Source organism: Limosilactobacillus sp. (assembly GCF_022482365.1).
GTDB lineage: Bacteria > Bacillota > Bacilli > Lactobacillales > Lactobacillaceae > Limosilactobacillus.
On the sequence record NZ_JAKVPE010000001.1, the window covers coordinates 2,327,837 to 2,335,319 of the forward strand.

At 56.2% G+C, this 7,483-nt stretch carries 7 protein-coding genes; all 7 read left to right on the forward strand.

The features are described from left to right. The first annotated feature begins 71 nt into the window (after positions 1–71). Positions 72–2,726, forward strand: coding sequence for an alanine--tRNA ligase (gene alaS / locus LKE23_RS11040; protein ID WP_291977409.1), 2,655 nt, complete (start codon positions 72–74; stop codon positions 2,724–2,726). Positions 2,727–3,014: 288 nt separating this feature from the next. Beyond that, positions 3,015–3,284 (forward strand): IreB family regulatory phosphoprotein, encoded by a 270-nt coding sequence (locus tag LKE23_RS11045; protein WP_267200910.1) that lies wholly within the window; start codon positions 3,015–3,017, stop codon positions 3,282–3,284. Beyond that, positions 3,281–3,724 (forward strand): Holliday junction resolvase RuvX, encoded by a 444-nt coding sequence (ruvX, locus tag LKE23_RS11050; protein WP_291977410.1) that lies wholly within the window; start codon positions 3,281–3,283, stop codon positions 3,722–3,724. The genes LKE23_RS11045 and ruvX overlap by 4 nt, the downstream gene beginning before the upstream one ends. Positions 3,725–3,736: 12 nt before the next feature. Next, positions 3,737–4,039 (forward strand): DUF1292 domain-containing protein, encoded by a 303-nt coding sequence (locus LKE23_RS11055; RefSeq protein WP_291977411.1) that lies wholly within the window; start codon positions 3,737–3,739, stop codon positions 4,037–4,039. Positions 4,040–4,112: 73 nt separating this feature from the next. Next, on the forward strand, positions 4,113–4,640 hold the full coding sequence (locus tag LKE23_RS11060; protein ID WP_291977412.1) for a CvpA family protein: 528 nt from the start codon (positions 4,113–4,115) through the stop codon (positions 4,638–4,640). A gap of 18 nt (positions 4,641–4,658) precedes the next feature. Further along, entirely contained in the window at positions 4,659–7,031 is a 2,373-nt protein-coding gene (locus LKE23_RS11065) for an endonuclease MutS2 (protein WP_291977413.1), read from the forward strand. Positions 7,032–7,120: 89 nt separating this feature from the next. Further along, on the forward strand, positions 7,121–7,435 hold the full coding sequence (gene trxA / locus LKE23_RS11070; protein ID WP_291977415.1) for a thioredoxin: 315 nt from the start codon (positions 7,121–7,123) through the stop codon (positions 7,433–7,435). The last annotated feature ends 48 nt before the right edge of the window (positions 7,436–7,483 follow it).

The window sequence follows — 7,483 nt, forward strand, 5'->3', positions numbered from 1 at the left end:
GCAGAGTGGTACCGCGTCGTCCGGCGTCTCTGATCGCAAGGATGGATTTTGTTTTTTGAAAGGGAGATATCATGAAAAAACTAAAGAAGCTGAACAGTGCTCAGGTTCGGCGAATGTACTTAAAGTTCTTTGAGGAACACGGCCATAAGATCATGCCGAGTGCCTCACTGGTGCCGGTTAACGACCCGACGCTGCTCTGGATCAACTCCGGGGTGGCCACGATGAAGAAGTACTTTGATGGGAAGGTCGTTCCGGAAAACCCGCGGATGACTTCATCCCAGAAGAGTATTCGGACCAACGATATTGAAAACGTCGGCAAGACCGCCCGTCATCACACCATGTTTGAGATGCTGGGGAACTTCTCCGTTGGTGACTACTTCAAGAACGAGGTTATTCCTTGGGCCTGGGAGCTGCTGACGTCTGACAAGTGGTTTGGCTTTGACCCAGAGCGGCTCTACATCACCTACTACCCAAAGGACCACGATGCCTACAACAAGTGGCGCGAGGTCGGGGTGGCCAAGGATCACCTGATCCCGGACGAAGACAACTTCTGGGACATTGGTCAGGGTCCATCCGGCCCGGACACGGAAATCTTCTACGACCGGGGACAGGAATTTAACAACCTGGCTGACGACGATCCCGAGAACTACCCGGGTGGGGAAAACGAACGCTACCTGGAAATCTGGAACATCGTCTTCTCCCAGTTCAACCACACGCCGGAAGACACCTACGAACCGCTGCCGCATAAGAACATCGATACCGGGATGGGACTGGAACGGGTGGTTTCCATCTTTGAAAATGCCCCAACCAACTTCGAGACCGACCTCTTCATGCCGCTGATCAAGCAGACCGAGGGCTTCAGTGACAGCAAGCAGTACGGTCAGAACAAGGATGACGACGTTCAGTTCAAGATCATCGCCGACCACATCCGGACGATCACCTTTGCCATCGGTGACGGCGCCCTGCCTTCCAACATGGGCCGGGGTTACGTCATTCGGCGCCTGCTGCGGCGGGCCGTGGTTGCCGGCAAGAAGCTGGGAATCGACAAGCCATTCCTTTACCAGATGGTCCCAACCGTTGGTAAGATCATGGAGGACTACTACCCAGAGGTCCTGAAGAACGCCGACTACATCGCCTCCGTTGTCAAGTCCGAAGAGGAACGGTTTAGCGCAACCCTGAACGGCGGACTGAACCTCTTGAACAACGTGATCGAAAAGTCCAAGCAGGACGGCACCAAGCAGATCGACGGCAAGACGGCCTTCAAGCTCTACGATACCTATGGCTTCCCAATCGAACTGACCAAGGAATACGCCAGTGACGAGGGCCTGACCGTTGACCAGCAGGGCTTCGAAGCGGCGATGACCGAGCAGCAGAATCGGGCCCGCAACGCCCGTGACATGGACAACGGGATGGGTGTTCAGACCGACCTCTGGACCGACTTCAAGGACGAGAGCAAGTACGTTGGCTACACCGACCTGGTTGTCGACAACGCCAAGGTGATCGGCCTGGCCCACGACGGCAAGCAGGCTGACAGTGCCGCTGCCGGCGACAAGGACATCGAGGTCATCTTTGACACGACGCCGTTCTACGCCGAAATGGGTGGTCAGGTTGCCGACACCGGTGACATCATTGACAACTACGGCAAGACGGTTGGCCGCGTGGTGGACGTCCAGCACGCACCAAACCAGCAGAACCTGCACCGGGTTGAGCTGACGGCCCCAATCAAGAAGGGTGCCCGTTACAAGCTGGTTGTTGACCGGATGCGCCACCTCAAGATCGAAAAGAACCACACCGCAACCCACCTGCTCGACCAGGCTCTGCGGAACGTCCTGGGTGGCCACACCCAGCAGGCCGGTTCCCTGGTTGAAGAACACTACCTGCGGTTCGACTTCAACCACTTTGGTCAGGTAACCGCCAAGGACCTCAAGGCGGTTGAAAAGATGGTCAACGAACAGATCTGGAAGGAAATTCCGGTCAAGACCGTTGAAACCGACATCGATTCTGCCAAGGAGATGGGTGCGATCGCCCTCTTCTCCGACAAGTACGGTGACAAGGTCCGGGTCGTTAAGATCGGCGACTTCAACACCGAATTCTGTGGTGGGGACCACGTCAAGAACACCAACGAACTGGGTCTCTTCAAGATCGTTTCCGAAGGGGGCGTTGGTGCTGGGGTTCGGCGGATCGAAGCCGTAACCTCCAGCGATGCCTACGACTTCCTTCAAGGCCGTGACGACCTGCTGAACGAGACGGCGGCTGAACTGAAGACCGCCCAGGTCAAGGAGGTTCCTCACCAGGTTGCTGCACTGCAAGCTGAGCTCAAGGAAGCCCAGAAAAAGAGTGCAGCCTTGGAAGCCAAGATCGCCGCTCAACAGGCTAACAACGTCTTTGAAAACGTCCAGGACACCAAGGGCGGCAGCCTGATCGCCGCCGAGGTCAAGGTTGCCGGGATGGGTCAGCTGCGGCAGCTGGCCGATACTTGGCGGGCCAAGGGTCTGTCCGACGTGCTGGTCCTCGGGACGGCCAACGACGGCAAGGCCAACCTGCTCGTGGCCGTGAGCGACGACAAGGTCAAGGCCGGCTTGAAGGCTGGTGACCTGATCAAGGCGATTGCTAGTGCCATCAAGGGTGGCGGTGGCGGTCGGCCAAACCTCGCCCAGGCCGGTGGGAAGAACCCAGCCGGCATCCAGGACGCACTGAAGCTGGCGGCTGAATACCTGAATAAGTAAAATTTTAAAAGTGAGTGGAAATAACCATCAAGTGGGGCGTATGGCTAGCCTAGGGCGGGAGTCGGCGCTGAAGGCGTCGGCTTTCGTCCGTAGCTAGACACTAGCCCCACGGTTATTTCCACGTTATCTTTTCAGTTTTCACAAAAGAGGTTGGAAGAAAGTGTACTCCCAACCTCTTTTGTGCGTATAATCGACCAAGATGAGAGTAGAAGCTGACCGCTTTAATTGTGCTTTAATCTTACTTATAGTAAAATATATAACTAAGAGACTAATCGGAGGTGACGATGAATGACTACTAATAATGATGAAACGATGTTCTATGACTTTGGTCAGGAACGCAAGAAGAATATCAAGGAAACCCTGAAGACGGTTTACGAATCGCTGGAGGAAAAGGGCTATAACCCAATCAACCAGATTGTGGGGTACTTGCTCTCCGGTGATCCAGCCTACATTCCGCGGTTAAACAACGCCCGGAACCTGATCCGGCAGCACGAGCGGGATGAGATTATCGAGGAGTTAGTTGTGTCGTACCTGAAGAATAATGGTGAGACTAAATGAGGTTAATGGGCTTAGACGTCGGTTCCAAGACGGTTGGCATCGCGGTCAGTGATCCCCTGGGCTGGACGGCTCAATCGGTCGAGATCATCCCCATCAATGAGGATGAGGAGGTCTTCGGCATTGACCGGGTGGCCGAGCTGGTCGCCAAAGAACAGGTGGGCGGCTTTGTGCTGGGCTTGCCGAAGAACATGAACAACACCGAAGGCCCCCGGGTCGATGCCGCCAAGCACTACGGCGAATTGCTGAAGGAACGCTTCCCCGAGATTCCGATTGACTTTCAAGACGAACGGTTAACGACCGTCGAGGCCCACCGGATGCTCGTCGAGGAGGCCGACATCTCCCGTGCCAAGCAAAAAAAGGTGATTGATTCGGTCGCCGCAACCTTTATTCTGCAGAGCTATCTGGATCGTCATGGCCGCTTAGTTTCGAAACTGAAATAAGGATGAATTGATATGAGCAAACAACAATCTAACAACGACGAAAACTTAATTACCCTGATCGATGAGGAAGGGAACGAACAGCTCTTCAAGGAACTGTTCACCTTCGACTCCGACGATTACGGCAAGTCCTACATCTTCATTTATCCCGCCGAGCAGGAGAATGACGATTCCGTTGACATCCAGGCTTACATCGTGGCCGACAATGAAGATGGCGACGGGCAGGACCTGGTGCCGATCGAGGATGACAAGGAATGGGACATGGTCGAACAGGTCTTAAACACCTTCCTCGATGATGATGGCAACTTTAATGCTTAATACGGGGGTAATTGGGAAGCGGTAGCCGGCTTGGCTATCACTTCCCTTTTCTATCGTTTAAAGCGGGGGAACAATGATACTTACTACCTTTATAATCCTGGTTTTGATTGGCTGCTTCATTAACGGGCGGCGCCGGGGCCTGTTGATGATGGTCCTCTACGCCGGCACCTACTTGGTCAGCTGGCTGGTGGCCCGCTGGGGAGCGACGGCGCTGGGGACCGGCTTGGGTCATCTTCTGCCGGACGTCAGCCAGAGTGCTACCTATTCGAGCGCAATCCTCAAGACCGTTAACAACAACGACTTCTTTTACCGGGGGATTGCCTTCATGATCATCTTCACCCTGGTGGCCTGGCTTTGTCACTGGGCGATTCACAAGCTGCGCTGGATCAAGCGCCTGCCGGTGATCGGGACCTTTGATGCACTGGCTGGCGGCCTGCTTTCGCTGGTGATCGGCTACATCATTTTATACGTCGCCCTGGTGATTCTTCAGCTCTGGCCGGCCGGCTGGTGGCAGCTGCAGCTCGCCAATTCAGGACTGGCTCAGTTCATGATCAATCAAACCCCGGGCTTAGCACAGATTGTATTAGACACGTTGAACTAATAGAGGAAGAAAGCAAGAATGAATCATAAAATTACACAGACATTGGAATTTGACCGCATCAAGGGGATGCTGGCCACACGCCTGGTGTCGGCTGCGGGACACCACGAGTTGGAAAGAATGGCACCGCAGAGTGATTTTGACCGGGTGCAGCGCTACCTAACGGAAACCACCGACGGCGCCGACATCTTGCGACTGGAGGGGGGCATTCCGATCCCTAAGCTGGCGGACATTCAGCCTCAGATGAAGCGACTCAAGATCGGTGCCAACCTGAACGGGACCGAGTTGGCCCAGGTCACCAAGGTCCTGCAGACCAGTATGAGCGTTCGCAACTTCTTTGACCAAATGCGGGAGAAGAAGATCAAGCTGCGCGTTCTCGACCAGCTGGTGGACCGGCTGGTAACGATCCCGTCGGTCACCCAGCGCCTGGTCCGCTCGGTAGATCCGGACGGCCGGCTTAATGACGAAGCTTCGACCAAGCTGCACGGGATCCGGCAGTTGATCATAAAGACGGAAAACGACATTCACCAGCAGATGGAGCACTACACCCGCGGCAAGGGCGCCAAGTACCTGAGCGAGCCGGTCATCACGATTAGAAACGACCGCTACGTCGTTCCCGCTCTGGCCCGCTACCGGAACAAGCTCGGTGGGGTGGTCCACGACCAGAGTGCCAGTGGCCAGACCCTCTACATCGAACCGGCCGGGGTAGTGGAGTTCAACAACCGCCTCCGCCAGGCCCAGATTGAAGAGCAGCAGGAGATGCGGCGGATTCTGGCGGAACTGTCGGCCCTGATCGCACCCTACCGCCACGACATCCAAAACAACGAGCACGTCCTCGGCCAGCTGGACTTCATCAACGCCAAGGCCGCCTTGGCCCACGACATGAAGGCCAGCCTGCCGATCCTGAGTCGGGAGAACCACGTTAACCTGCGCCACGCCCGCCATCCCCTGATTGATCCCAAGAAGGTCGTCGACAACGACATTAAGATCGGGGAGGACTACCAGGCGATTGTGATCACCGGGCCGAACACCGGTGGGAAGACGATCACCCTAAAGACCCTGGGCCTGATCCAGCTGATGGGTCAATCCGGGCTCTTCATTCCCGCCGAAGAAGGCAGCACGATCGGCGTCTTCGACAACATTTTCGCCGACATCGGGGATGAACAGTCGCTGGAGCAGAACCTCAGTACCTTCTCCGGCCACATGGACAACGTCAAGGCCATCCTGGACCAGATCACCGACCGCTCCCTGGTGCTGCTCGATGAATTGGGGGCCGGGACCGACCCGAAGGAAGGGGCCGCCCTGGCGATGGCCATCCTGGACAACATCGGCAGCAAGGGCAGCATGGTGGTCATCACCACTCACTACCCGGAGCTGAAGGTTTACGGCTACGACCGGGCCAAGACGATCAACGCCAGCATGGAATTCGATGCCAAGACCCTGCGGCCGACCTACCGGCTCCTGCTCGGCATCCCCGGGCGATCCAACGGTTTGGAGATTGCCCAGCGGCTCGGCATTGACACGGGCATCATCGATGAGGCCCGTTCGCTGGTTAGCGACGACAGCCAGGACCTCAACCAGATGATCGGTGACCTGGTCGAGCAACGCAAGCAGGCCCGCGAGGAGAACGAGCGCCTGACCAAGCTGGTTGCCGCCAACGAAAAGACCCAGCACGACTTGGATGAGCGGCTGAGTCGCTTCAACGAGCAGCGGGACAAGCTCTTTGACCAGGCCCGCTCCCAGGCTAACCACCAGGTCTCGATGGCCAAGCGCAAGGCCAACAGCATCATCCACCACCTCCGGCAGCTGGAGGTTCAGCAGGGTGCCAACGTCAAGGAAAACCAGTTGATCGATGCTCAGGGGGCACTGAATGCCCTCCACCAGGACGATCCGCGTTTGAAGAACAATACCGTTCTCAAACGGGCCAAGGCGCGTCACGACCTTCATCCGGGCGACGCGGTCCTGGTCAAGTCCTATGGTCAGTACGGTGAGCTCATGTCCAAGCGGGGCAATCACAAGTGGGAGGTCCAGATCGGAATCCTCAAGATGGAGATCGACGAGCGGGACCTGGAGAAGGTTGCCAAGAAGGACCTGCCAAAGGAAAAGACGACTCAGCGGGCCCGCAGCGCGGTTCACACCACCCAGACCCGCAAGACCTCGGCCCGGCTGGACCTGCGGGGGCACCGTTACGAGCAGGCGATGAGTGAGCTGAGCGACTTCATCGATCATGCCCTCTTAAATAACCTTTCCTCGGTTACAATCATCCACGGGAAGGGAACCGGGGCCTTGCGGAAGGGGACCCAGCAGTACCTGCAGAGCAACCCGCGGGTCAAGTCCTTTGGCTACGCGGCACCGAACAACGGTGGCGACGGGGCGACGATCGTTAATCTGTAGTTTTTTCTGACAAAAAGTAAGCAATAATCGTGACAGGGAAGATTTCCTTTGCTAGAATAATGGTAATTAATCTAAAGGAGGAAAAAACGATGGCAGTAAACGTAACGACTGACCAAAGCTTTGCGCAGGACACCGCCAATGGCGTGGCCCTGATCGACTTCTGGGCAACCTGGTGTGGCCCGTGTCGGATGCAGTCCCCAGTCGTGGAGGCCCTGTCCGACGAGATGGATGACGTCCACTTCTTCAAACTGGACGTGGATCAGAACCCGGCGACGGCCCAAGAATTCCGGATCATGAGCATTCCGACGATGATGATCAAGAAGGACGGTCAGGTGGTTGACCAGATCGTGGGTTATCATTCCAAGGAACAGCTGCAGCAGATCCTGCAACAGTACACGGCCTAAAGAAAAAGCATTGGCAAATCACTCAATTGCGATTTGCCAATGCTTTTT

What these genes read in the sequence shown, in the direction of transcription:
- alaS (WP_291977409.1), top strand. Translation starts at nt 72, where the DNA reads ATGAAAAAACTAAAGAAGCTGAACAGTGCTCAGGTTCGGCGAATGTAC.
- LKE23_RS11045 (WP_267200910.1), top strand. Translation starts at nt 3,015, where the DNA reads ATGACTACTAATAATGATGAAACGATGTTCTATGACTTTGGTCAGGAA.
- ruvX (WP_291977410.1), top strand. Translation starts at nt 3,281, where the DNA reads ATGAGGTTAATGGGCTTAGACGTCGGTTCCAAGACGGTTGGCATCGCG.
- LKE23_RS11055 (WP_291977411.1), top strand. Translation starts at nt 3,737, where the DNA reads ATGAGCAAACAACAATCTAACAACGACGAAAACTTAATTACCCTGATC.
- LKE23_RS11060 (WP_291977412.1), top strand. Translation starts at nt 4,113, where the DNA reads ATGATACTTACTACCTTTATAATCCTGGTTTTGATTGGCTGCTTCATT.
- LKE23_RS11065 (WP_291977413.1), top strand. Translation starts at nt 4,659, where the DNA reads ATGAATCATAAAATTACACAGACATTGGAATTTGACCGCATCAAGGGG.
- trxA (WP_291977415.1), top strand. Translation starts at nt 7,121, where the DNA reads ATGGCAGTAAACGTAACGACTGACCAAAGCTTTGCGCAGGACACCGCC.